Below are 22,454 nucleotides of genomic sequence, written 5' to 3'. Positions count from 1 at the left end.
GGGCCCGCCTGCGGAGCGGGACGGGCCCGGGACGGCGGGCGGCCGGGGGCGCGAAGGGGGACCCTGGAGGCGTGAGGGTGTGAGGAGGGCGTGCCATGGTCCGCCAGGTGACCGCGGGGATCGACAGCTCGGAGGAGAGCGTCGCGGCGGGGCACTGGGCCGCGCGTGAGGCGGTGCTCCGCGGTGCGCGGCTGCTGCTGGTGCACGTCGAGGAGTGGCCGTTGCCGCTCGCCGTCGCCGCGCCGACGATCGTCCGGGACGACCACCGGCACTGGGCGGACCGGATGCTGGAGGAGGTCGCCGGGGAGCTGCGCCGCGCCCACCCGGATGCCGACCTGGCGACCCGGCGGCTCTCCGGGCGGGCCGCCGCCGCGCTGCCGGTGGAGGCCGCCGACGCGGAGCTGCTGGTGCTGGGGTCGCGAGGACTGGGCACGGTGGCCGGGGCGCTGATGGGGTCCGTCGGCATGGGCGTGATCGCGGCGACGACCACGCCCGTGGTGCTCGTCCGGGCCGGGGGTCGCGAGGCGGCGGGCGGTGTGGTGGTCGGCGTGGACCCGCACGACGACCCCGGCCAGGTCCTGGACTTCGGCTTCGCCGCCGCCCTGCGGGGCGGGCGGGCGCTGCACGCGGTGCACGCGGCACGGATCGCGCGCTTCCACGCGCACTCGCCGGCGCACCGGGCGGCCGCCGAGCGCCGTGCGGCGGAGGAACTGGCCGGGGTGCTGGACCCCTGGCGCCGCGGCTACCCGACGGTCCCGGTCGTGGAGCGCGCGGTCGAGGGCTCCCCCGGCCAGGCCCTGGTGGAGGAGGCGGCGGACGCGTCACTCGTGGTGGTCGGCCGCCGCGTCCGCCGGGCCCCGGTCGTCCCCCACATCGGCCCCGTGACCCACGCGGCCATCCACCACTGCGCGGCGCCGGTGGCCGTGGTGGCCCACGGCTGAGAGCGGGGCCGCGCTGGGCGCGCCGGGCGGCGCGGGTCGCCGCCGCGCGGCCCGGGGGCGTGCCGGGCCGCGGACTCCGGCGCGCCGGGGTGGGCGGCTCCGCGCGGACCCGGGGGCGCGGCCCACCCCGGGCCGCGCGCTCGGCGCCGGTGCGGGACGCGTCCCGGGACGGTCCCGGCGGCCGGAGGTTCCCGCTCCGCGGTGCCGGCGGCCCGGGACGGTGCAGGGCCCGGACTCCGGGCCGCACGGCGCGCGCCGGGAGCCGGGGTGCCCGGGGCGGGCTACGGCGCGGAGTAGGGACGGCCGTAGTCCGGCGCGGACGCGGTGCCCTCGCGCACCAGCCGCCCGGGTCGGGGTCCGCGAGCAGGTCGGGGTCCGCGAGCGCGGATCACGGCCGCGGCCCTGCGGCGGTGCCGTGCCCCGCGCCGCGGAGTCCGCGCCGGTCGGGACGCGGCCTGGGACGGTCCCGGGTCCGGTTCCGCGCCGCCGACGCCCTCGGACGGTGCCACTGGCGCAGCGGGAGCAGGCCAAAGCGGATGAGCTTGCCGAGCAGGGCTGGCCCGGGCAACGGAATCCGGACTGCGTCGCGCCGAGGCGCCAGGAGCCGGTGCGCCCAGGGCGGCCGGGCTACGGCGCGGAGTAGGGACGGCCGTAGTCCGGCGCGGACGCCGTGCCCGCTCCCACCGCCTCCAGGTCGCGGTCGGCCGCACGCATCAGCTGGCGCACCACGCTGTGCATGGCGCGTGCGGCGGCGAGTTCCTCGCCGATTTCGGGGACGTCGACGTCCTGGGGGCTGCAATGGGCCGTGCCGTAACCCGTGATCGTGCCGTTGCCCGTGGCCAGTCTCGCGCGGGCCCGCGTGGTGCCGTCGTCCTCGACGAGGACGACGTCGACCTTCCACTCCAGCGTTCTCACCATGGCGCACTCCCCGCCGGTCGGAACTCCTGCCGTCTGTTCTCCAGGATCCGCCCGTGCTCGCCTTCGGGCGAAACGGAGGGCCGGGGGCGGGCGGAGGGTGACCGGGGGGCGCACGCCCGTACCCGCCGTGCGAGGCGAGACGGAGGGACCGGGGGCGGGCGGAAGGTGTCCCGGGGGCGGCAGGAGAATGGCCGGCATGACCAGCTCCCTGCTCCGCCCCCGCGGGCGTGCCCGCACCGCTGCCGACCGGCCGCGGGACGCCTTTGGCGGCACCGTCCCGACGCCGATACTCGACTGGGAGCACCCGCGCGTGGGCCGCCTCGCCCGTGCGGCCGGGGCGACCCGCACCCCGGACGGCGGGACGGGTGACGGCGGCGACGGCGACGGCGGAGCGGCCCTGGCCACCCGGCAGCTGGAGATGCTGCGGCGCGCGCACCGGCTGATCACGGCGGCGGTGCGCCCGGTGTACTCCGTGCGCGACGACCGGCCCGTCTCCGAGGTGCTCCGCCGGGGCCGGGGCTCGTGCAGTCAGCGGCTGGCCGTGCTGGAGTGCGTCGCCCGCGCGGGCGGTGTGCCGACCCGGGTGCGGGGGCTCGTGGTGGACGGCGCCCTCTGGTACCCGCGGTTCCCGAGGCTGCGCAGGATCGTGCCGGATCAGGTGCTGCTGGCCTGGCCCGAGTTCCGCCCGGGCGGGGCGGACGGCGCCTGGCTGCCGGTGTCCGAACTCTTCGGCGATCTGGGCGAGTTGAGCGCCCGGCCGGGCGGCGGGTTCACCAACGCGGGCGCGGAGACGCTGTTCGAGGCGCTGTCGCGGACCGCGGTCGACTGGGACGGGACGACCGTGTGCCCGGCGGACGGCGCCTCCTGCGATCTGTCCGGGAGCGTCCTCGCCGACCTCGGGCGCTTCGACTCCCGGGACGAGCTGTTCGCCGCGCACGGGCAGACGCTGTGCGCGGCGGCCAGGCTGGTCGCCGACCCTGTGCTGGGCCGGCGGTCCGCGGGCGCCCGCTGAGCCGTGCGCGCCCGGGCAGGGGCGGGCGGCTCAGGCCGCCCGCTCCCGCGCGACGACGGGGAGAGGGTGGGCCTGGTGCGCCCCGCTGGCCAGCATCCGCACCTCGCCCTGGTCGCTGATCTCGGCGCGGACGATGCCGGTCTCGTCCTCGTAGACCGGGCAGCCGCCGGCGCCGGCCCGTTCGGTCCGGTGCACCACGACGACGTCGTCGGCGACCGCCGGGGCCTGGAAGACGAGCTCGTACGTTTCGGGAAAGTCCATGAGAGCCACCACCACCTCTTCCATCGTGGCCCTCCGGCCGGCTCCCCGCCTGTCCAGGGCCCGGGCCGCCCGCCACCGGGCGGCCCGGGAACGGGGCCCGGCCAGGTCAGACGCCGAACTCCGACGGGTTCAGGCCCAGCGCCGCGCACGCCTCGCGGATGATCTGCTCCTCCGCGGGGGCCACCCAGCCGTCGGCCCCGGCGACGACGATGCCCGTCTGGATCACCGCGCGGGCCTCCGCCTGCTTCTTCGACGCCTTGGCGACCTCCTTCAGGGCCTCGGCCTTGCCGTGCGCGAAGTTCGCAGCGAGCTGGTCGACGTGCTTGTTGAACCGCTCCCGCAACTGGCCCGCGGGGAAGTTCTGCAGGACGTCGTTGTTGAGGATGAGCTGCTCGACGTGCTGGCGCTCGGCCGGGTCGACATGGCCGTCCGCCGCGGCGACCAGGGCGCACATGGCCATGCTGGCGTCCCGGAAGGCGCCGCTCTTGAGCTCGGCCTTCAGCGAGGTCAGCTGGGTCTTCAGGGCGCTGACGAGCTGCGCCTTCGACCCGCCGGAGCCGGAGCCCGACCCGCCGCCGGGCCGCGCCTGCCCGGACCCGCGTGCCCCCTGGGCCTGCTGCTGGAGCCCCTTGGCCTGGTCCTTGATCCGATCCCACATCGCCACTGCTGCCACCTCGGCTTCGCCCTACGTCCGTCCTCCACCACGCCCCGTCGCGCGGCACCCTGCCAACGTGCCGGGGCACCGGCGAAGTTCCGCCACCGCGCCGGGTCCTTCGAACGAGTGAACGCGCGGGCGGGGCCCGCGCCGGGGGATCATGGGTGCGGTTCACCGCAACCCGGCAGAGCAACGACAGCCACGAGCAACGACAGTCACAGGCAACGACACTGAGGAGTGGACGGATGGCGAACGAGCGCGCGGGCCGGCCGGCCGGGCCGGACGATCTCGTCGACGTGGCCCGCCTGGTCACCGCGTACTACGCCCTGCACCCCGATCCGGCCGATCCCGGCCAGCGGGTGGCCTTCGGCACCTCGGGCCACCGCGGCTCGTCCCTCGCCGCGGCGTTCAACGAGGACCACATCGCGGCCACCAGCCAGGCGATCTGCGAGTACCGGGAGGCCCGGGGCACCACCGGTCCGCTGTTCCTCGGCGCGGACACGCACGCCCTGTCCGAGCCGGCGCGGGTCACGGCGGCGGAGGTGTTCGCGGCGAACGGCGTGACGCTCCTGGTCGACACGGCCGACGGCTACACGCCCACCCCCGCCGTCTCGCACGCGATCCTGGCCCACAACCGCGCGGGCTCCGGCGGGCGCGCGGACGGCGTGGTGGTCACGCCCTCGCACAACCCCCCGGCCGACGGCGGGTTCAAGTACAACCCGCCGAGCGGCGGCCCCGCCGGATCGGAGGCGACCGGCTGGATCCAGGACCGGGCGAACGAGATCATCGCCGGCGGGCTGAAGGACGTCCGCCGGGTGCCGTACGCGCGGGCGCTGGCCGCGGCCACGACCCACCGGTACGACTTCCTCACGCGCTATGTGGACGATCTGCCGTCCGCGCTCGACCTGGACGCGGTGCGCGCGGCCGGGGTGCGCATCGGCGCCGACCCGCTCGGCGGGGCATCGGTCGCCTACTGGGAGCGGATCGCGGAGCGCCACGGCCTCGATCTGACCGTGGTCAACCCGCTCACCGACCCGGCCTGGCGCTTCATGACGCTGGACTGGGACGGGAAGATCCGCATGGACTGCTCCTCGCCGTACGCGATGGCCTCCCTGATCGAGGGGCGGGACCGGTTCGCGATCACCACGGGCAACGACGCGGACGCCGACCGGCACGGCATCGTGACGCCGGACGGCGGGCTGATGAACCCCAACCACTACCTGGCCGCCGCGATCGGCTACCTCTTCCGGCACCGCGAGCACTGGCCCGCGGCTGCGGGGGTCGGCAAGACGCTGGTCTCCTCGTCGATGATCGACCGGGTGGCGGCGGACCTGGGGCGCGAACTGGTGGAGGTGCCGGTCGGGTTCAAGTGGTTCGTGGACGGTCTGGCCGGCGGGACGATCGGTTTCGGCGGTGAGGAGTCCGCCGGCGCGTCCTTCCTGCGCCGGGACGGCTCGGTGTGGACGACGGACAAGGACGGCATCCTGCTGGCTCTGCTGGCCTCGGAGATCCTGGCCGTGACGGGGCGGACGCCGAGCGAGCACTACGCGGAGCTGACCGGGCGGTTCGGCGAGCCCGCGTACGCCCGCGTCGACGCGCCGGCGACGCGTGAGGAGAAGGCGGTGCTGGCGCGCCTCTCCCCCGCCCGGGTGAGCGCGGACACGCTGGCCGGGGAGCCGGTCACGGCGGTGCTGAGCGAGGCGCCGGGCAACGGGGCGGCCATCGGCGGGATCAAGGTCACCACGGAGAACGCGTGGTTCGCCGCGCGCCCCTCGGGCACCGAGGACGTGTACAAGGTGTACGCGGAGTCCTTCCGCGGGCCGGACCACCTGGCGCTGGTGCAGGAGGAGGCGCGGGCGGTGGTGTCCGCCGCGCTCGGGGCCGCGTAAGGCGGCGCGGCGCCGCGCCGGTGCGGGGCCCGGGGGCGCCCGAGAGCCCGGGGGGCGGCGGCGCACCCTGGCGCGGGAGGGCAGGCAGGCACGGTACCGGCAAGGCCGGCCGGCACGGGGTGCGGACGCGGGCCCGCGAGGGCGGACGCGGGACCGCCCTCGCGGCCCGGGCGGGCGGAGACGTGACCGCCCGGGCACCGGGCCGGGCGGGCCGGTCAGGGCTGGCTGATGTGGTACGCCTTGCGCAGGGTCTCGTGGACCGTCCACGTGGTGCGGTCGCCCTCGCGCAGCACGCAGGCGTCCCCCGGCCCGACCTCCAGGACCGGCCCGCCCTCGACCTCGATCGTGGCGCGGCCGCTGACGACGACGAAGAGTTCGTCCGACTCGGTGTCGGTGACCACGCCCGGGGTGATCTGCCAGATCCCGCGCACCTGCCGCCCGTCGGCGGACTCCCACAGGACCTTCCCCGAGACCTCGGGCGTGCCGGAGACGATCTGGCCGGGGTCGAGCGGGTCCGGCGCCAGGTCTGCGTCGGAGATGTGGACGGCGAAGCTGGTGAGGTCGGTCATGGCGGCGACGCTAGGCGGCCGGGGGTGTGCCGCGCCATGACCGGAGTGTCGCGCGGTGCGGCGCGCGGCACGACGCTCCGTCGCGGTGATCGGCGCCTCCGGGCAGGCCACGGCGGGGAACGCGGTGGCGGACACCCTGGCGCCAAGGTCTGAACGGTGGTTCACTCTTTGGTATGGCCTATCGGAAGACGCCCGCCGTGCAGGGCCGGCTCGACGCGGCGCGCGAGCACCTGGTCGAACGGGCGACCGCCGTCGTCGCCGACGTGGGGTGGGCGAACGCCTCGGTGACGACGGTCGCCGCCGCGGCCGGGATGTCGGTCGGCTCCGTGTACCAGCACTTCGCGTCCAAGGGGGCTCTGGCCGTGGAGGTCTTCCGGCGCGCCTCGGGCCGGGAGGCCGGGGTCGTCGGCGAGGTCCTGGCGCACGGCACCGGCGATCCCGTCAGGCGGCTGGCCCTCGGCGTCAGCGTGTTCGCCCGCCGGGCGCTGGAGAACCGGGGGCTGGCGTACGCGCTGCTGGCCGCCCCGGCGGAACCGGCGGTCGGGCGGGAGCGGCTGGAGTTCCGGCGCCGCTACCGGGCCCTGTTCGCCGCCGTGGTGCGCGAGGGCGTCACCGCCGGGCTGCTCCCGGCCCAGGACGCGGATGTGACCGCCGCCGCGCTCACCGGCGCCATCGGCGAGGTGCTCGTCGACCCCCTCGCGGACCACGGCGAGGGGTCCTCGGACCGGCTGGTCGCCGAACTGGTCGCCATGTCCCTACGCTGCGCGGGCGCCCCGCCCGTGGCCGCCTCCCCCGATCCGGAAGGACCGTCATGACCGCGACCGCGGACACCCCGCACGCCGCCCCGCACAGCGAACCGGCCGCCCGCACGCACGAGGTCACCAACCAGCCGCCACCGCTGACCGGCCACGACGTCGCCGACGACCCGGTGCTGCTGGAAGGCGTCCGGCGGGAGGGCGCCGCGTGGGCCGAGGAGGACCTGCACCGGATCGGGCGGCTCGCCGGGTCGGAGCAGGTGCAGCGCTGGGGCGAGGAGGCGAACGCGTACGAGCCGGTCCTGCGCACCCACGACCGCTACGGCCACCGGATCGACGAGGTGGACTTCCACCCCGCCTACCACTCCCTGATGAAGGTCGCGGTCGGCGAGGGCCTGGCCGGGGCTCCCTGGGCGGACGAGCGGCCCGGGGCCCATGTGGCGCGCGCCGCCGGGTTCATGGTGTGGAGCTCGGCCGAGGCCGGCCACGGCTGCCCCGTCTCCATGACGTACGCCGTGGTCCCCGCACTGCGCTCGGCGCCGGGACTGGCGGAGCGGTACGAGCCGCTGCTGACCAGCCGGGTGTACGACCCCGGGCTGCGCGACCCCGCCGGGAAGCGGGGACTGCTGGCCGGGATGGGCATGACCGAGAAGCAGGGCGGCACGGATGTCCGGGCGAACACCACCTCCGCGGTGGAGCGGCCCGACGGCACCTGGCGGCTGCGCGGCCACAAGTGGTTCACCAGCGCGCCGATGAACGATCTCTTCCTGGTGCTGGCGCAGGCGCCCGGCGGTCTCTCCTGCTTCCTGGTGCCGCGGGTGCTGCCCGGCGGCGAGCGGAACACCTTCCGCATCCAGCGCCTCAAGGACAAGCTGGGCAACCGCAGCAACGCCAGCAGCGAGCCCGAGTTCGACGACACCGTGGCCTGGCTGGTGGGCGCCGAGGGCCAGGGCGTGCGGACCATCATCGACATGGTCACCATGACCCGGCTGGACTGCGTCCTCGGTTCGGCGGCCGGCACCCGGACCGCGCTGGCGCAGGCGGCCCACCATGTGCGCCACCGCAGTGTGTTCGGCGCCAGGCTGATCGACCAGCCGCTGATGCGGAACGTGGTCGCGGACCTGGGCGTCGAGTCCGAGGCGGCGACCGCGCTGGCCCTGCGGCTCGCCGGGGCGGTCGACCGGGCGCAGCGGGGCGACGCACGGGAGAAGGCGTTTCTGCGGCTGGCGACCGCGGTCGGCAAGTACTGGGTGTGCAAGCGGCAGCCGGCCGCGGTGGCCGAGGCTCTGGAGTGCCTGGGCGGCAACGGCTACGACGAGGCGTCCGGGATGCCGCGGCTGTACCGGGAGGCGCCGCTGAACGGGATCTGGGAGGGCTCCGGCAACGTCAACGCCCTCGATGTGCTGCGCGCCCTGTCCCGGGAGCCCGCCTCGCTGGACGCCTTCCGGGCCGAGGTGGAGGCGGCGGCCGGCGCGGACGCGCGGCTGGACGGGGCGTGGCGGGCGCTGCGCGAGGAGCTGGCCCGGCCCGAGGACGCGCAACTGCGGGCGCGGCGGCTGGTCGAGCGGATGGCGCTGGTCCTCCAGGGGTCCCTGCTGGTGCGGCACGCCCCGGCCGCCGTGGCGGACGCGTTCTGCGCGACGCGCCTGGCGGGCGAGGGCGGGGTGGCCTTCGGGACGCTGCCGCCGGGCGCGGACCTCGCCGGGATCCTGGAGCGGGTCCCGGGCGGGGGCCGCTGACACCGTCGTCATCGGGTCCGCGCACTCGGGCGCGGGCCCGGTAAGGGGCCCGGGCCCGGAGACGGCGCGGGCCCGGTAACGGCGACGCGGGCCTGGTCGGCCCGGGCCCGGTGGCGGAGGGTCAGACCTGGACGCCGGGGCGGCCGTCCTCGACGACCACGCTCGCCCGGGTGCTCACCGGCGCGCCGGGGCGGGTGACATAGGGGACCACCCGGAAGTCGCTGCGCCAGCGCTCCCGGTCGACATGGACGCGGACGTAGCCGCGCTGGGCGTTGAAGAACTTCATGTGCGGGTTGGCGGCCAGGAACTTGGTGCCGTCCGCGTTCATGTCGGCGCCGTCGCCGCCGCTGCTGATGGAGGTGCCGACGAACTCGCTGCCCACGGTGCGCGATCCGGGGTCGGCGTAGTCGCGCTTGAGGTCCCAGGCGTAGTTCTGGTGGCGGTCGCCGGTGATGACCACCAGGTTGCGCACCCCGGTCGCGTCCGCCTCGGCGAGGAGACGGTTGCGTTCGGCGACATAGCCGTCCCAGGGGTCGGTCCACACCGTGGCGCCGGGGCCCGGGTCGTGGTCGGTCTGGCCCATCGGAGCCTGGTTGCCGAGGATGCGCCAGCGGGCGGGGGAACGGCGGAAGCCCTTGAGGACCCAGTCGCGCTGCCTGGCGCCCAGGAGGGTGCGGGCGGGGTCGAATCGGTCCGCGCAGTCGCCGGTGAGGGTGTCGCCGCAGGCCTGGTCGTCGCGGTACTGGCGGGTGTCGAGCATGGTGAAGTCGGCGAGGTTGCCGTAGGGCAGACGGCGGTACATCTGCACGTCGGGGCCGTTGGGGAGCTGGGGGCGGCGCAGCGGCGCGTGCTCGTACAGGGCCTGGAAGGCGGCGGCGCGGCGGGCGCGGAAGGGGCCCGGGTCCTGGCCCTTCTCCGGGATGTCGTCGGCCCAGTTGTTCTCCACCTCGTGGTCGTCGAAGGTCATGATCCACGGGAAGTTGGCGTGCGCGGCGCGGAGCGGGGCCTCGGACTTGTAGAGGCCGTACTGGAGGCGGTAGCGGGCGAGGTCGACGGTCTCGGTGTGGAACTTCGGGTCGGTGGTGACGCCGCGCTTGTTGGTCTTGACGCCGTACTCGTAGAGGTAGTCGCCGAGGTGGACGACCAGGTCGAGGTCCTCGTCGGCCATGTGGTCGTAGGCGGTGAAGTAGCCGTCCTGCCAGGCCTGGCAGGAGGCGAAGGCGAAGCGCAGGTCGCGGGTGTTGGTCCAGGGCGCGGGGGTGGTGCGGGTGCGTCCGGTGGGCGAGACGTGACCGCCGGCGCGGAAGCGGTACCAGTAGACCCGGTCGGACTGGAGGCCGTGGATCTCGGGGTGGACGGAGTGGGCGAGTTCGGGGGTGGCGGTCACCGTGCCCCGGCGCACCGGGCGGGTGAAGCGCTCGTCGGCGGCGACCTCGTACTCGACCCGGACGGGTGCGGCGGGCATTCCGCCGTGGCCGTCGGCGGCGAAGGGGTCGGGGGCGAGGCGGGTCCACAGGACCACGCCGTCCCAGCGGGGGTCGCCGGAGGCCACCCCGAGGGTGAAGGGGTCGGACGGGAGTCTGGGGGCGGCGTGGGCGGCGCCGGAGCTCCACTCGCCGGTCCCCAGCATGAGCGCACTGACACCGGCGCCGGCGAAGCCGATCGCCTTCCGCCGGGTAACGGGACGTACGGCCACGGGGTCCTCCTTGGCTCTGGTTGGGTGAACCGCCAGAACCTTCGCGAGGGTTGGTGACCCGCGGCCTCCCGGAACGCGTCCGGGTACCGAGCAATTCGTGAACACGACAACGACATACACAGCCGGGCGGGGTGTTCCGTCGGTGGTGGCCCGCGGTTCACCTCAATGCCTTCGCCAGATAGCCCGTCAGAAAGCCGGTCCGGGCCGTGCGGACGGGCGGGCGCCCGGACGGGGCGCCCCGGTCGGTGCCGGCAGCCGCCCCGTCCGGGCGCGTGGTGGCGCGGTGTGGCTCAGTGACGCGGTCAGGGTGCGAGGGCGATGTCGAAGACGTGGATGTTGCCGCCTGCGGGCAGGACGACGAAGTCGGCCTGCTTCGCCGGGTCCAGGGCCACGGAGTGCGCGAAGACGCGGTAGGCGATGCCCGCGTTCCCGTATCCGTCCGGCCGGTTGCGGCCGTCGGTGGAGGCGACGAGGGTCGCGCCGTGGGCGTCGGCCGGGTCGAAGGACCAGTTCGGGAAGCCGATGGCGCCCTTGGTGGAGGTGCCGTCCTCGTAGTACACGGTGGCGGTGCCCGTGGCGCCGCTGGTCACCCCGGACCCGAGGAACACCAGCCGGCTGCCCTTGCCGCGCAGGGTGATCGCCTGCCCGGCGCCGGTGACGTTGTCCGGGGTGCCGGCCGGGACGTCGGGCCAGGTCAGCCGGGCGCCCAGGGCTTCGACCGGCGCGCCGGGGGTGAGGCCGGCGGCGGCGAGTTTCTGGGCGGAGAAGCTGTTGCCCTCGCCGTCGAAGTCTCCGGGCGCGGTGTCCGATTCATCGGTCACGGCGACGCCGTTGAACGCGGCGCGCAGGTTCGCGAGCGGTTCGCCGGTGCGCTGGGTGCGGGTGGCCGTGGCCCGTCCCTCGCCGTCGCCGCCCCGGTAGGAGGCGGTGGCGGTGAAGGTCCGGACGGTGAACCCGGGCCGAAGGCCGGGCACCTGGATCCGGAAGACGGTCTGCGCGCTCCGGCCCGGGGCGAGGGTGCCGTCCACCCGGCGTTCGGCGGGCTGCACCGCCCAGCCGACCGGTCCGGCGAAGGACACGCGCAGGGAGCGCATCCGGTCCGGGCCGGTGTTGCGGACGGTCACCTTCACCTCGGAGACCGCGGGTCCGTCGAGGTCGACGGGGGCGATGTCGACCACGGTGCGCTCGGCCCGGGCTGCGGGCACGGTGGGCCCGGCGGCTGCGGTGGGCGCGCCCGCCGGGGCGGGGTGGTGCGGGGTCGCGGCGGCCGCCGCCTGGGCGGGGAGCAGCAGCGCCGCGCCGGCGGCCGTGGCTCTGAGCGCGGTGATCAGCCGGTGGTGTCTCACGGTCGGTCTCCTCGACGTCGCTGGTGCGGGCGGTTCGGGCGCGGTGCGGACGGTCAGGAGACCGGGGGCATCTCGGTCTCGCGGGAGTCCAGTCCGGTGCGCAGGTTGACCCAGGCGCCCCGGGTGAAGTCGGGGATCTCCACCGGCCGGCCGCCCGCCGCCAGGGAGCGGACGCTCAGCGGGACGGGCGAGCACCAGGCGGCGGAGTCGTAGACGTCGATGTCCGGCACCAGTCCGGCGCGCATCAGCTGGACGGTGCGCCACTGGAGGACGTAGTCCATGCCGCCGTGGCCGCCGTTGTTGGCGGCGTCGTCGCCGATCTTCGTCCAGAGCCAGTGGTCGAACTCCTTGCGGTAGGCGTCGAAGTCCCGCCAGGAGTGGCCGCCGTGGTCCGGTTCGACGTAGATCCGGCCGCCGGTCTTCGAGGTGCCCGCGTAGTCCTCGAAGATGCCCCGGCTGCCGGCCAGGCTGTTGATGCGGCTGTAGGGGCGGGGCGAGCTGACGTCGTGCTCGGCGCGGATGACCCGGCCCCTCGCCGTGTCGATCATGCAGGTGATCAGGTCGCCGTTGACGTAGGTCTCCTTCCACGAGGGGTGCGACCGGGGCACGAAGCGCTCGCGGTAGTCGGCGAGGCCCTTCGGTTCGGTGGCGGTGGCCCGGAGCACGGTCATCCGGTCGCCGCGGTTGATGTCCATGGCGGCGGCGACCGGCGCGAGGCCGTGCATCGGATAGAAGGAGGCGGTGCTGCGGGCGTGCCAGCGCCGGCGCCAGGCGTCGGTGTAGTACGTGTCGGAGAAGAGGAGTTCGCGCAGGTCGTGCAGGTAGCCGCCGTGGCCGTTGGTGACCTCGCCGAACAGGCCTTCGTGGGCCATCTTCAGCATGGCCAGCTCATTGCGGCCGTAGTTGCAGTTCTCCGCCAGCATCAGATGGCGGCGGGTGCGCTCGGAGGTGTCGACGAGGTCCCACAGCTCGTGCAGTTCGGTGGCGATGGGGAGTTCGACGACGGCGTGCTTGCCGGCGAGCAGCGCGGCGCGGCCCTGCTCGTGGTGGAACTCCCAGGGCGTGGCGATGTAGACGAGGTCGATGTCGTCGCGCCGGAGCATCCGCTCGAAGGCGCGCTCCGAGCCGCCGTACTCGGCCGGGCGGGGCCTGCCCTTGGCGACCAGGCGGTCGGCGGTGCGCCTGGCCCGGTCGGCCCGGACGTCGCACACGGCGGTCACCGTGCAGCCGGGCACGACGGACCAGCCCTCGGTCATCCCCGAACCGCGGTTGCCCAGACCGATCACGCCGACCCGGACCGTGCGGTGGGGTGCGTAGGCCACGCCGATCATGGACTTCTGGCCGGGCCTGCGGCGGGGTGTGGCCGCGGGCGCGGCGGCGGACGCGGCGGCCGCGGTGCCCGCGCCGGCGGCCCCGGCCGCGAGCGCGCCGGTGCCGGCGAGGGCGCCTCCCAGGAGCAACCGGCGTGAGACAGCGGGGATTTCGGGCACGGGGGCATCGCTCCTCGGTCCGTGGACGGCAGGTGGCGGGGAAGACTCTGGCGGCGGGGACACCTCATGTCAATAGATGTTCATTAGAGGGCTATTTCAATCAGCTTCACGCACGGTTTCGCGCCAGGGCGCGCCCGGGGAACGCCGTTCCGGGGGCGGGGGAACGCCGTGCCCGACCCCGGGCAACGACCTTTCGGGCCGCGGGAACGCCGAGGGGCCCGGCCCGCAGGAGTGCTGCGGGCCGGGCCCTCGGAGGTGTACGGCGGATCAGGTCCGCGCATCTGCGCAACGGCGCCGGGCGGAGTGTTCGTCAGGAACCGGTCACCGCGCGGATCTGCTCGGTGAGGGTGTCCGTGCTCTGGAAGCTGAGACCGGCGAGGGCGACGTGCTTCCAGCGGACCGCGCCCTCCCCGTCGAGGACGAAGACCGAGCGCCGCAGCCCCAGCCCGGGCACGGCGATCCCGTACGCGCGGGCCACCTCCCGGTCGGTGTCGGCGAGCAGCGGGAAGCGCAGGTCGTACTGCTCGGCGAAGCCCTCGTGGCTGTCCAGGCCCTGCGGGCTGATGCCCCACACGGTCGCGCCGAGGTCCCGGAAGCGGTCCAGGTCCGAGGTGTACGAGCAGAGCTGCTTGGTGCACACCGCGGTGTTGTCCCCGGGGTAGAACACCAGGACCAGCGGGTTGCCGCGGTGTGCGGAGAGCGTGTAGTCGCCGCGCTCCGGCCCGGAGGCGGTGCGCACGGTGCCGGGGACGGTGAAGTCCGGTGCGGGGCTGCCGACGTCAGGGGTACGGGCCATGGGGATCCCTCTCTCGGGGCGGGACGGGGCGCGGGGGTGGCCCGGTCGCAGGACGCAGTCTGCCAACCCCCGCGCCGCCCGCCGGAAGCGGATCAGCGCCCGGGGGCCAGCTCCCACATCCGGTGGTCCCAGCCGATGTCGGTGACGGTGCGGACGGTGAGCCCGGCGCGTTCGGCCAGGGTCGTGATCTGCTCGGCGTCCCGGACTCCGGAGCCGAAGGCGCACTTCAGCCGGAGGTGGTGGAGCAGGGCGTCCACGTCGTCCTCGTCCGCCGCGGTGACCATCTCGACCAGGAGCAGCATCCCGCCGCCGGCCAGGGCGCCGCCCGCCTCGGCCAGGGCCTGGACGGCGTCCTCGTCGGGGAGCCACTCCAGGTGGCGGGAGAGGAGCAGGGTCCCCGGGCTCCGGGGCAACGCGCCCGTGGTGGGGACGAGTTCCACGTTCGGCAGGACATCGGCGTCCAGGATCTGCTCCTCGACCGCGCGCAGCGCGGAGGGCAGCGCGGCGATCCGGACGCGGAGCGCGGGGTGCGCCTTGACCAGGGCGTTGACGACGGTGGCGGCTCCGTGGCCGGCGGCGGTCAGCTCGGTGACGGCGGACCAGTCGCGGGAGCGCAGCACACCGGGGGCGATCCAGCGGGCCTCCTCCTCGATCGCGGTCCGTGCGGAGCCGGCGAGCCGGGGGTCCTCGGCGACCGCCTCGGCGAGGGGCTTGCCGGTGAGGGTGCGGTAGCCGGGGCCGCCGGTGAGCAGGGTGTCCAGCAGGCCGGAGAGGGAGGCGTCCATGGCGGCCTCGATGCCGCCGAGGTGGTACTCGTCGGAGGAGTGGTCGTCCTCGACGAGTTCCTCGCTGACCGGGGTGAGGCGGTAGCCGTCCTGGTCGTGTCCGAGGACGTCCAGGGAGACCAGATAGGTGAGCAGGGCGCCGAGTCCGGCCTCGTCGGCGCCGGAACGGCGGGCGAGTTCGGGCAGGGTGCGGACCCCGCCGTCGACCAGGTCGATCACGCCCAGGGTGACGGCGGCACGGATGGCGAAGCCGGGGGCGAGGTCGGTGAGCCGGTGGAGGCGCTCGTGGGCGTCGTCCTCGTCGTGGGTCTCCTCGGCCCCGGCGGCGGGGACGCCCGGGGCGGGCGGTCCGGTGCGGCGCCAGTAGCCGGTGATGTGCGTGTGGTCGCGCGGGACCTGGCGCTCGGCGACCAGGTGGCGGCGGATGCCCTTGAGGGCGACGGCCTCGCCGGCCACCCAGGCGAAGACCGTGCCGGGCAGCCACTCCATGCCGCGGACCGCCTGCTCCAGCAGGTCGGTGGTGCCGGCGGGCGCGCCGTCGCGGGAGAGCCAGGTGATGTCGGCGTCGGCGCGGGTGGGCAGTTCCTGGCGGTGGCTGTCCTCGCCGACCTCGATGAACACCTTGGCCCGGGTGCCCTCGGGCATCTCGGCGAGCCAGCGGCCGATGGCGGGCAGGGCGGTCTCGTCGCCGGCGACGAGGATCCAGTCGGCACCCTCGGGGTGGCTGTGGGACATCTTGGGGCCGGCGATCCAGGCGCTCTCACCGGGCTTGACGCGTTCGGCCCAGGTGGAGGCGACGCCGCCCTCGTGGCGGACGAAGTCGAAGACGATCTCGCCGGCGGCGGGGTCGTGGCGGACCGGGGTGTAGTCCTTGGCGACCGGGCGGCCGTCGGCGGGCCAGTCGAGGCTGCTGACGTTCTGCCGGGGCAGGACCAGGCGCCCGGACTCGTCGGTGAAGAAGAACTTCACATGGTCGTCGAAGCCCTCCGTGCGGAGCGCCGGCAGGTCCAGGCCGTCCCGGGTGAAGGCGTGCAACTGCTCCCCGCCGAGGGTCAGACGGCGCATCCCCGGGGTGATGTTCTCGGCGCGCAGCACCGTCAGTTCCCTGATCACGATGGGGAAGGTGACGACCGAACGGGGGCTGCGGGTGGACATGCTGGGGCTCCTTCGTGCAACGGGGCGCCCCCGCGGGTGCGGGGGCACGTCGGCGGACCGCCGGGCGTCGGTGCCCGGCGGCCCGTCCGGGGTGTTACGTGCCGGCTACGGCGTCGGCGAGGATCGGGGTCAGCTTCTCGACGACCCACGGGGAGCTGAGGGCGTCCGGGTAGGCGACGGCGGAGGAGAGGGTGTTCTCCGAGGGCACGACCGCGTAGTGCTTCTTCTTCACCACGTCGAGGGACTGGAAGAGCTTGTTCTTCTCCAGCTCGTCGACCGAGAGCAGGCCGTTGTCACCGAACGGGTAGGTCATGAGGAGGACGTCGGCCTCCAGCTCGTCCAGGTTCTCCAGGCTCACCGCGTTCTTCTCGGCGGTGTAGCCCTTGGCCTTGTCCGTCTTGCGGAAGCCGAGCTGCTCGAAGACGCCCGGGTCCTGGTCCGCGTGGGACATGAAGGTGATCTGCTCGGGGTGGACCACCGCGTAGGTGTAGGTCTTGCCCTTGAACTCGGGGTGCGCGGCGGCCGCGTCCTTCGTCGCCTTGTCGTTGGCGGCGATGACCTTCTCGGCCTCGGCGGTCATGCCGAGGGCCTTGGCGGCGGTGGTGAGCCGCTCCTGCCAGGTGAGGGTGTCGGCGTGCTTCTTGTCGGCGTAGGTGACGACCGGCGCGATGGGCTTCAGCTTCGCGTAGTCGGTGTCCATCGACCAGGTGTTCATGCCGAGGATGATGTCCGGGGCCTCGGCGGCGATGGCCTCGTAGTCGGTGCCGTCGGTGTCGTCGTAGGTCTTGAGCTTCTTGCCGCCGAGCTTGTCGATGGCGCGCTGCTTGTACTCGGGCACCGGGCCACCGTCCTCGGCGTCCGGGGTGATGACGGGCACCAGGCCGAGGGCGAGGGCGATGCTGGTGTCGCCGTCGGAGACGGTGGCGACCTTGACGGGCTTCTTCTCGACCTCGGTCTCGCCCCACGCGTTGGTGAGCGAGACGGGGAAGGCCCCGGAGCCGGCCGCGGGCTTCGACTTCGTCTCGGCGTCGCCTTCGTCGGCCCCGGAGCAGCCGGTGACGAGGGCGAGGGCCGCGGTGGCGGCGAGGAGCACCCGGGCGGCGCCGCGGCGGCCGGCCGGTCTTGCGAGGCGGTTCATGGTTACTTCTCCTGCGTGAGGTGACGGCGGCCCAGAGGGAAGATCTGCGGCCTGTCGGTACGGGGATGGGTGACGACGACGCAGTCCAGTCCGAAGACCTCGGACACGGTGCGGGCGTCGAGCACTTCCTCGGGCGGGCCCTGGCGCACGATGCGGCCGTCGCGCATGGCGACGATCGTGTGGGCGTACAGGGCCGCCTGGTTGAGGTCGTGGGAGACGAGGACGATCGTCTTGCCGGTCCGCTCGTTGAGGTCGGCCAGCAGGTCCATCACCTCGATCTGGTGCGCGATGTCCAGATAGGTGGTGGGCTCGTCGAGGAGGAGGGTCGGGGTGTCCTGGGCGAGGGCGAGGGCGATCCACACGCGCTGGCGCTGGCCGCCGGAGAGTTCGTCCACCGGACGGTCGGTCAGTTCGGCGGTGCCGGTGGCCATCAGGGCCTCGGCGATCACCCGCTCGTCGGCCTCGGTGCGGCGCTGCCCGAACTGGCGGTGCGGGTGGCGGCCGCGCCAGACGAGGTCGCCGACGGTGATGGACTCGGGGGCGACGGGGGTCTGCGGCAGGATGCCGAGGCGTCGGGCGACGTCCCGGGTGCGCATGGCGTGGATGTCGGCGCCGTCGAGGAGGACCGAGCCGCCGGCGATGGGCAGCAGCCGGGCGACCGACTTCAGCAGGGTGGATTTGCCGCAGGCGTTGGGGCCGACGAGGGCGGTGATCCGGCCGGTGGCGATGCTGAGCGAGAGGTCGTCGATGACACGGGCGTCGCCGTAGCCGGCGCTGATACCGCGGGCCTGGAGCCCCTGTCCGGGGGTCGCGGTGGTGGTGGCGGTGGTCGGGTTCACGTGACGGCTCCCTGCCTGCGCCGAAGGATCAGCCAGACGAAGTACGGCGCGCCGAGCAGCGCGGTGAGGACCCCGGTGGGCACCGGGCTGATCAGAGGGGCGTTCTGGGCGAGGACGTCGGCGCCGACGACGATGACGGAGCCGATCAGCGGGGCGAGGGCGATGGCCCGGTCGCCGCCGACCAGCCGGGCGGCGATGGGACCGCTGACCAGGGACACGAAGCCGATGGGGCCGACCACGCTGGTGGCGAGGGCCGCGGCGGCGGCGCCGACGAGCAGGGCGGTGACACGGGCCGGGGTGACCCGGGTGCCGAGCCCGGTGGCGAGCTGGTCGCCGAGGGAGAGCCCGGTGAGCGGCCGGTGGAGCAGGGCGGCGCCCGTGAGGCAGACGGCGAGTCCGGCGGCGAGGGTGGTGACGCCGTCCCAGTCGGCGCCCGCGGTGCTGCCGATGAGCCAGCGCATCGCGATGGCGATGCTGTTCTCGTCGGCCACCGTGAACAGGTAGTTGGTGTACGCGGTGCACACCGCGCTGAGGCCGATGCCGACGAGGACGAGCCGGTAGGTGTCCACGCCCCGGTGCCAGCTCAGCGCGTGGACGGCGGCGAGGAGGACGAAGGAGCCGGCGACGGCGGCGACGGGCGCGCCGAGGGCGAACACGCCGGGCGCGAAGAGCAGCACGGTGGTGGCGCCCGCGCCCGCGCCGGCGGAGATGCCGACGATGTCGGGGGTGGCCAGCGGGTTGCGGATCAGGCGCTGGTAGAGGGCGCCCGCGAGGCCGAACAGCGCGCCGGACAGGAGGGCGGCCATCGCCCGGGGCATCCGGATCTGGAAGATCATGTAGTCGGCGAGTCCGTCGCGCAGTCCGAACGCGGCGGGCAGCACGTCGGCCGGGTCCACCTTGCCGACGCCGCCGAGGAGGAGGGCGGCCGCCGTCAGAGCGAGCAGCAGCACGGTGCACACCGCGGCGACGACGGCGGTCCTGCGGTTGTGGGACCGGCGGCCGGCGCGCAGGCGGGCGACGACGGCCTCGGCGGCGGGCGGCGCCGGGGCGGTCGGGGTCTTGGGGAGCACGGTCGTCATCACACACGCACCAGGTTCCGGCGGCGGGCGAGCCAGACGAAGAAGGGGGTGCCGACGGCGGCGGTCATCACGCCCACCTGGATCTCCCCGTGGTCGACGATCAGGCGTCCGGCGGTGTCGGCGGCGGTGAGCAGGACCGCGCCGAGGGCCATGGAGAGCGGCAGCGACCAGCGGTGGTCCGGTCCGACGAGCATCCGCGCGATGTGCGGGCCGACCAGTCCGACGAAGGCGACCGGTCCGGCCGCCGCCGTGGCGGCGGCGCAGAGCAGGACGGCGACGGCGGCGGCTGCGAGCCGGGCCCGTTCGACCCGGACGCCCAGGCCGCGGGCGGTCTCGTCGCCGAGGCTGAGGATGTTGAGGGTGCGGCCGAGCGGGAGGGCGAGGAGCAGTCCGGCGACGGCGAACGGCAGGACCTCGTCCAGGATCGAGGCGCGGCCGGTGAGCTGGCCTACGGACCAGAAGCGCAGGTGGGCGAAGACCGCCTGGTCGCGCACGACCATCAGCGTGATCAGGGAGGACATCACGGCGGCGAGGGCGACGCCCGCGAGGACGAGTCCGATGGTGGAACTGCCCGCGTTGGTGCGGGTGCCGATCAGATAGACCAGCGCGGAGGTGACGGCGGAGCCGATCAGCGCCATCCAGAAGTAGCCCTGGAGGCCGGTGACGCCGAGGTAGAGGATGCCGAGGACGACGAACATCGAGGCGCCCTGCTGGACTCCGAGGATGCCGGGCTCGGCGAGCGGGTTCATGGTGAGCGCCTGCATGATCAGGCCGGAGGCCCCGAGGGCGGCTCCGACCAGCAGTCCCAGCAGGCTCCTGGGTATCCGCTCGGTCCACATGACGTGCGAGTTGTACGCCTCGCCGCCCGGGTTCAGCAGGATGCGGACGATCTCCAGCGGGGAGATGTCGCGGGATCCCAGCCCGATGCTCGCGACCAGGGTCGCGGCCACCGCGACGGCGGCCAGCACCAGGAAGACGGCGCCGCGCGAGAAGCTGGTCCGGGCCGGTGGTGAAGTCGACGTCACCGGCGGGGACGTTGTTGTCATGGGGTGTTCGGCTCCTCACGGGTGGTTCGCGAGGTTAGGTTACCCTTACCTTACTTCCGGCCGATCCAAGTCGGAGGCGCAGGCATCACATTCAGGGGCCGGCGACCCGGCCCAGGCGACTCACAGGGGGCCGTCATGGCGGAAGGCACGCCGGGGACGCGGGACCAGGCGTCCGCCCGGGGGGTCCGGATCACGGAGGTGGACGACGGCTTCATCGCGGCCGAGGGGCACCCCACGCACGTCCACACCTTCCATCAGTTCCACTTCGTGCCGCTGGGGCGGATCACGGTCACCGCGCTGGGGACCGATCACCTGCTCTCTCCGGCGGTGGCGCTCTGGATGCCGGCGGGGGTGCCGCACAGCGCGCGTTTCGAGCCCGACTCCCTGGTGCTCACCGAGGGGTTCGACGCGGACGAGCACACCCTGCCCTACACGGCGCCCGCCGCGGTCAACGTGACCGAGGCGCAGCGCAGGCTGCTGCTGGCCCGGATGCGCAGTTCGCGCCGGGAGCACGACGAGGCGGCGGTGTTCGCGGCGCTGACCGGCGGGCCGGAGGAGTGCCTGCCGCTGCCCGAGCCGACCAGCACGGCCGCCCTCGCGGTGGCGCGGGAACTGCGCACCCGGCCGGCGGACCCGCGCACGGCGGCGGAGTGGGCGACCGGGCTGCACACGAGCTCCACCAGCCTGCGCCGGGCGTTCCGGACGGAGACGGGCCTGCCGTTCTCGGAGTGGCGCACCCGGCTGCGCCTCAACCACTCACTGGACCTGCTGGCGCGGGGCTATCTGGTGGGTTCGGTGGCGGCCCGGGTGGGTTTCACGAGCACCAACGGCTACATCCTGGCGTTCCGCAAGCACTTCGGGAGGACGCCGGGGGCGCATGTGAAGGCGTGGTCGGAGCAGTGGGCCCCGCAGGAAGGCCACCCCGGGGACCACCCGAACGGATGTTAGGTTAGGTTAGCCTTATCTAAGTCGCACGGTGGTGTGCGCCCGGCACCGGCCGGGCCCTCCCGTGCGTGCCGTCCGTGCCGTCCGTGTGCTGTCCGGTTCTCCGCCGGCGCCGGTGTCAGCGAGGAGCCGTCCCGTGGATCTGCGCGCCGCCACCCCCTATCCGCTGCCCGGGGACGACCGGCTGCCGCCCTCGGCGGCACCGTGGAACTGGGAGCCCGACCGGGCCGCCCTGGTGGGCCTGGACATGCAGGTCCACTTCCTCGGGCGGTTCCCTCCGGGCGAGCCGCCGACCGGTCAACTCCTGGAGAACATCGGCGTGTTGCGCAAGCGGGCGGTCGGGCTCGGCATGCCCGTGGTGTTCTGCGCCGAGGCGCCGGTACGGCACCCGGAGCGGCGAGGGCTGCTCGCCGAGGTGTGGGGCGCGGGGATCAGCGATCCGGCGGACGCCGAGATCGTCGGTCCGCTCGCCCCGCGCACCGGGGAGCTCCTCGTCGAGCACACCCGGCCCAACGCCTTCCTCGGCAGCCGCCTGGAGCGGGTCCTGCGGGGCGCGGGACGCGACCAGATCGTGTTGTGCGGGCTGTTCGCCCGGCTCGGTGTGCTGCTCACCGCGGCCGACGCCTTCATGCACGGCATCCAGCCGTTCGTGGTGGGCGACGCCGTCGCTGATCTGTCGGCGGAGGACCACCTCGCGGCGCTGCGCTGGGCCGCGGCCCACGGGGCCGTCGTGACGAGCACGGCGCGTGCGCTTCCGGCACGCACGCCGGAAGAGGGTGCGGTCGGCACCGGGGGTCCACCGGGCTGAACTCCGGGCAGCCGACGGCCCGTCGGACCTGGGCCCGGTCGCGTCGTGCGGCCGGCCTGCCCGGGCGGGGCGCGGGCGGCGGCACGGGGGCCGCCGCGCCGCGGGCGTGCCCACGGTCGCGGCGCGGGAGGGGAGCGCCGAGCCCCCGGGCGCGCCGGGCAACGGGGTTGGCGGGGGCCGCCGTTGACGGCGGCGGGTGCGCCGGCCTGCGGGCCGGGGCCAGGGCGGGCACGCCGACGGGCGGGTACCGGCCCGCCCGGGGGCGACGCCACGGCCGCGCCCGGGCCGGGACGCGGCGCGCCGAACAGGGGCGGCCCGCCCGGGCCGTGACGCGCCGTACGACAGCCACGCGGCCGGCGCCGCGCCGCGCCGGGCCCGGGCCGGGGCGGGGCCGTCGGGCCCACGACAAGGACGACGACCGCCGGGCCCGGGCCGCAATGCCCACGACCGAGACAGGACCAGGACCAGGACGACCGCCCCGGGCCCGGCCGACGGGCCCACGACCGGGACCCGAGACCCGGACCAGGACCACAACGACCGCCCCGCTCGGGGCTCCACGACCAGGACGACGACCGCAGCGCCTCCACGTGCC

At 74.8% G+C, this 22,454-nt stretch carries 20 protein-coding genes; 7 read left to right on the top strand and 13 right to left on the bottom strand.

What is annotated here, in order from left to right; genetic code table 11:
- The first annotated feature begins 95 nt into the window (after nucleotides 1-95).
- Nucleotides 96-941, top strand: coding sequence for a universal stress protein (locus C593_RS0120485; protein ID WP_018849180.1), 846 nt, complete (start codon nucleotides 96-98; stop codon nucleotides 939-941).
- 627 nt (nucleotides 942-1,568) lie between these two features.
- Here the strand turns inward: C593_RS0120485 and C593_RS0120480 are convergent.
- The gene (locus C593_RS0120480; RefSeq protein WP_018849179.1) at nucleotides 1,569-1,859 is read right to left on the bottom strand and encodes a DUF1876 domain-containing protein; all 291 of its coding nucleotides are present in this window, start codon (nucleotides 1,857-1,859) and stop codon (nucleotides 1,569-1,571) included.
- Between the two features lie 196 nt (nucleotides 1,860-2,055).
- Between C593_RS0120480 and C593_RS0120475 the strand changes: the two genes are divergently transcribed.
- Nucleotides 2,056-2,871: a transglutaminase domain-containing protein gene (locus C593_RS0120475; protein ID WP_037746548.1), complete on the top strand. Its 816-nt coding sequence runs from the start codon at nucleotides 2,056-2,058 to the stop codon at nucleotides 2,869-2,871.
- Between the two features lie 30 nt (nucleotides 2,872-2,901).
- On the opposite strand, the gene C593_RS0120470 is transcribed toward C593_RS0120475, so the two are convergent.
- Complete coding sequence (locus tag C593_RS0120470; protein ID WP_026277894.1) at nucleotides 2,902-3,132, bottom strand: DUF6296 family protein; 231 nt, start codon at nucleotides 3,130-3,132, stop codon at nucleotides 2,902-2,904.
- Nucleotides 3,133-3,238: 106 nt separating this feature from the next.
- Nucleotides 3,239-3,796, bottom strand: coding sequence for a TerB family tellurite resistance protein (locus C593_RS0120465; protein WP_018849176.1), 558 nt, complete (start codon nucleotides 3,794-3,796; stop codon nucleotides 3,239-3,241).
- 236 nt (nucleotides 3,797-4,032) lie between these two features.
- On the opposite strand from C593_RS0120465, the gene pgm reads away from it, so the two are divergent.
- Nucleotides 4,033-5,676: a phosphoglucomutase (alpha-D-glucose-1,6-bisphosphate-dependent) gene (gene pgm / locus C593_RS0120460; RefSeq protein WP_018849175.1), complete on the top strand. Its 1,644-nt coding sequence runs from the start codon at nucleotides 4,033-4,035 to the stop codon at nucleotides 5,674-5,676.
- Nucleotides 5,677-5,891: 215 nt separating this feature from the next.
- Here the strand turns inward: pgm and C593_RS0120455 are convergent, their stop codons facing one another.
- Entirely contained in the window at nucleotides 5,892-6,245 is a 354-nt protein-coding gene (locus C593_RS0120455) for a cupin domain-containing protein (protein ID WP_018849174.1), read from the bottom strand.
- A 173-nt stretch (nucleotides 6,246-6,418) separates the two neighbouring features.
- Between C593_RS0120455 and C593_RS0120450 the strand changes: the two genes are divergently transcribed.
- A complete protein-coding gene (locus C593_RS0120450) occupies nucleotides 6,419-7,060 on the top strand; it encodes a TetR/AcrR family transcriptional regulator (protein WP_018849173.1) in 642 nt (213 codons plus the stop codon).
- Entirely contained in the window at nucleotides 7,057-8,739 is a 1,683-nt protein-coding gene (locus tag C593_RS0120445) for an acyl-CoA dehydrogenase family protein (RefSeq protein ID WP_018849172.1), read from the top strand. The genes C593_RS0120450 and C593_RS0120445 overlap by 4 nt, the downstream gene beginning before the upstream one ends.
- 121 nt (nucleotides 8,740-8,860) lie before the next feature.
- On the opposite strand, the gene C593_RS0120440 is transcribed toward C593_RS0120445, so the two are convergent.
- The 9 genes from C593_RS0120440 to C593_RS0120400 all read right to left on the bottom strand — a co-directional run bounded on the left by C593_RS0120440 (nucleotide 8,861) and on the right by C593_RS0120400 (nucleotide 20,109).
- Nucleotides 8,861-10,435 carry an alkaline phosphatase D family protein gene (locus C593_RS0120440; RefSeq protein WP_018849171.1) on the bottom strand — a complete coding sequence of 525 codons (1,575 nt, stop codon included), beginning with the start codon at nucleotides 10,433-10,435 and terminating at the stop codon, nucleotides 8,861-8,863.
- 302 nt (nucleotides 10,436-10,737) lie between these two features.
- A complete protein-coding gene (locus C593_RS0120435; RefSeq protein ID WP_018849170.1) occupies nucleotides 10,738-11,781 on the bottom strand; it encodes an NEW3 domain-containing protein in 1,044 nt (347 codons plus the stop codon).
- A gap of 53 nt (nucleotides 11,782-11,834) precedes the next feature.
- Nucleotides 11,835-13,271, bottom strand: a complete 1,437-nt coding sequence (locus C593_RS0120430; RefSeq protein WP_026277893.1) for a Gfo/Idh/MocA family oxidoreductase — start codon at nucleotides 13,269-13,271, stop codon at nucleotides 11,835-11,837.
- 310 nt (nucleotides 13,272-13,581) lie between these two features.
- Nucleotides 13,582-14,067 (bottom strand): peroxiredoxin, encoded by a 486-nt coding sequence (locus tag C593_RS0120425; protein ID WP_018849168.1) that lies wholly within the window; start codon nucleotides 14,065-14,067, stop codon nucleotides 13,582-13,584.
- 92 nt (nucleotides 14,068-14,159) lie between these two features.
- Nucleotides 14,160-16,007: an SIP domain-containing protein gene (locus C593_RS0120420; RefSeq protein ID WP_018849167.1), complete on the bottom strand. Its 1,848-nt coding sequence runs from the start codon at nucleotides 16,005-16,007 to the stop codon at nucleotides 14,160-14,162.
- Between the two features lie 94 nt (nucleotides 16,008-16,101).
- Nucleotides 16,102-17,145 (bottom strand): ABC transporter substrate-binding protein, encoded by a 1,044-nt coding sequence (locus tag C593_RS0120415; protein ID WP_018849166.1) that lies wholly within the window; start codon nucleotides 17,143-17,145, stop codon nucleotides 16,102-16,104.
- A gap of 2 nt (nucleotides 17,146-17,147) precedes the next feature.
- The gene (locus C593_RS0120410; protein WP_018849165.1) at nucleotides 17,148-17,984 is read right to left on the bottom strand and encodes an ABC transporter ATP-binding protein; all 837 of its coding nucleotides are present in this window, start codon (nucleotides 17,982-17,984) and stop codon (nucleotides 17,148-17,150) included.
- The gene (locus tag C593_RS0120405; RefSeq protein ID WP_018849164.1) at nucleotides 17,981-19,063 is read right to left on the bottom strand and encodes an iron ABC transporter permease; all 1,083 of its coding nucleotides are present in this window, start codon (nucleotides 19,061-19,063) and stop codon (nucleotides 17,981-17,983) included. The genes C593_RS0120410 and C593_RS0120405 overlap by 4 nt, the downstream gene beginning before the upstream one ends.
- Nucleotides 19,063-20,109 carry an iron ABC transporter permease gene (locus C593_RS0120400; RefSeq protein WP_026277891.1) on the bottom strand — a complete coding sequence of 349 codons (1,047 nt, stop codon included), beginning with the start codon at nucleotides 20,107-20,109 and terminating at the stop codon, nucleotides 19,063-19,065. The genes C593_RS0120405 and C593_RS0120400 overlap by 1 nt, the downstream gene beginning before the upstream one ends.
- Nucleotides 20,110-20,244: 135 nt before the next feature.
- On the opposite strand from C593_RS0120400, the gene C593_RS0120395 reads away from it, so the two are divergent.
- Nucleotides 20,245-21,057, top strand: coding sequence for a helix-turn-helix domain-containing protein (locus C593_RS0120395; RefSeq protein ID WP_018849162.1), 813 nt, complete (start codon nucleotides 20,245-20,247; stop codon nucleotides 21,055-21,057).
- 133 nt (nucleotides 21,058-21,190) lie between these two features.
- Nucleotides 21,191-21,862: an isochorismatase family protein gene (locus C593_RS0120390; RefSeq protein ID WP_018849161.1), complete on the top strand. Its 672-nt coding sequence runs from the start codon at nucleotides 21,191-21,193 to the stop codon at nucleotides 21,860-21,862.
- Nucleotides 21,863-22,454 lie beyond the last annotated feature (592 nt).

The sequence above is a fragment of the Streptomyces sp. CNT372 genome (assembly GCF_000377145.1).
Note: the sequence above shows the minus strand (reverse complement) of the source record. Positions and strands in the feature narration are given on the sequence as shown.

What these genes read in the sequence shown, in the direction of transcription:
- C593_RS0120485 (WP_018849180.1), top strand. Translation starts at nt 96, where the DNA reads ATGGTCCGCCAGGTGACCGCGGGGATCGACAGCTCGGAGGAGAGCGTC.
- C593_RS0120480 (WP_018849179.1), bottom strand. Translation starts at nt 1,859, where the DNA reads ATGGTGAGAACGCTGGAGTGGAAGGTCGACGTCGTCCTCGTCGAGGAC.
- C593_RS0120475 (WP_037746548.1), top strand. Translation starts at nt 2,056, where the DNA reads ATGACCAGCTCCCTGCTCCGCCCCCGCGGGCGTGCCCGCACCGCTGCC.
- C593_RS0120470 (WP_026277894.1), bottom strand. Translation starts at nt 3,132, where the DNA reads ATGGACTTTCCCGAAACGTACGAGCTCGTCTTCCAGGCCCCGGCGGTC.
- pgm (WP_018849175.1), top strand. Translation starts at nt 4,033, where the DNA reads ATGGCGAACGAGCGCGCGGGCCGGCCGGCCGGGCCGGACGATCTCGTC.
- C593_RS0120455 (WP_018849174.1), bottom strand. Translation starts at nt 6,245, where the DNA reads ATGACCGACCTCACCAGCTTCGCCGTCCACATCTCCGACGCAGACCTG.
- C593_RS0120450 (WP_018849173.1), top strand. Translation starts at nt 6,419, where the DNA reads ATGGCCTATCGGAAGACGCCCGCCGTGCAGGGCCGGCTCGACGCGGCG.
- C593_RS0120445 (WP_018849172.1), top strand. Translation starts at nt 7,057, where the DNA reads ATGACCGCGACCGCGGACACCCCGCACGCCGCCCCGCACAGCGAACCG.
- C593_RS0120425 (WP_018849168.1), bottom strand. Translation starts at nt 14,067, where the DNA reads ATGGCCCGTACCCCTGACGTCGGCAGCCCCGCACCGGACTTCACCGTC.
- C593_RS0120420 (WP_018849167.1), bottom strand. Translation starts at nt 16,007, where the DNA reads ATGTCCACCCGCAGCCCCCGTTCGGTCGTCACCTTCCCCATCGTGATC.
- C593_RS0120415 (WP_018849166.1), bottom strand. Translation starts at nt 17,145, where the DNA reads ATGAACCGCCTCGCAAGACCGGCCGGCCGCCGCGGCGCCGCCCGGGTG.
- C593_RS0120405 (WP_018849164.1), bottom strand. Translation starts at nt 19,063, where the DNA reads ATGACGACCGTGCTCCCCAAGACCCCGACCGCCCCGGCGCCGCCCGCC.
- C593_RS0120400 (WP_026277891.1), bottom strand. Translation starts at nt 20,109, where the DNA reads ATGACAACAACGTCCCCGCCGGTGACGTCGACTTCACCACCGGCCCGG.
- C593_RS0120395 (WP_018849162.1), top strand. Translation starts at nt 20,245, where the DNA reads ATGGCGGAAGGCACGCCGGGGACGCGGGACCAGGCGTCCGCCCGGGGG.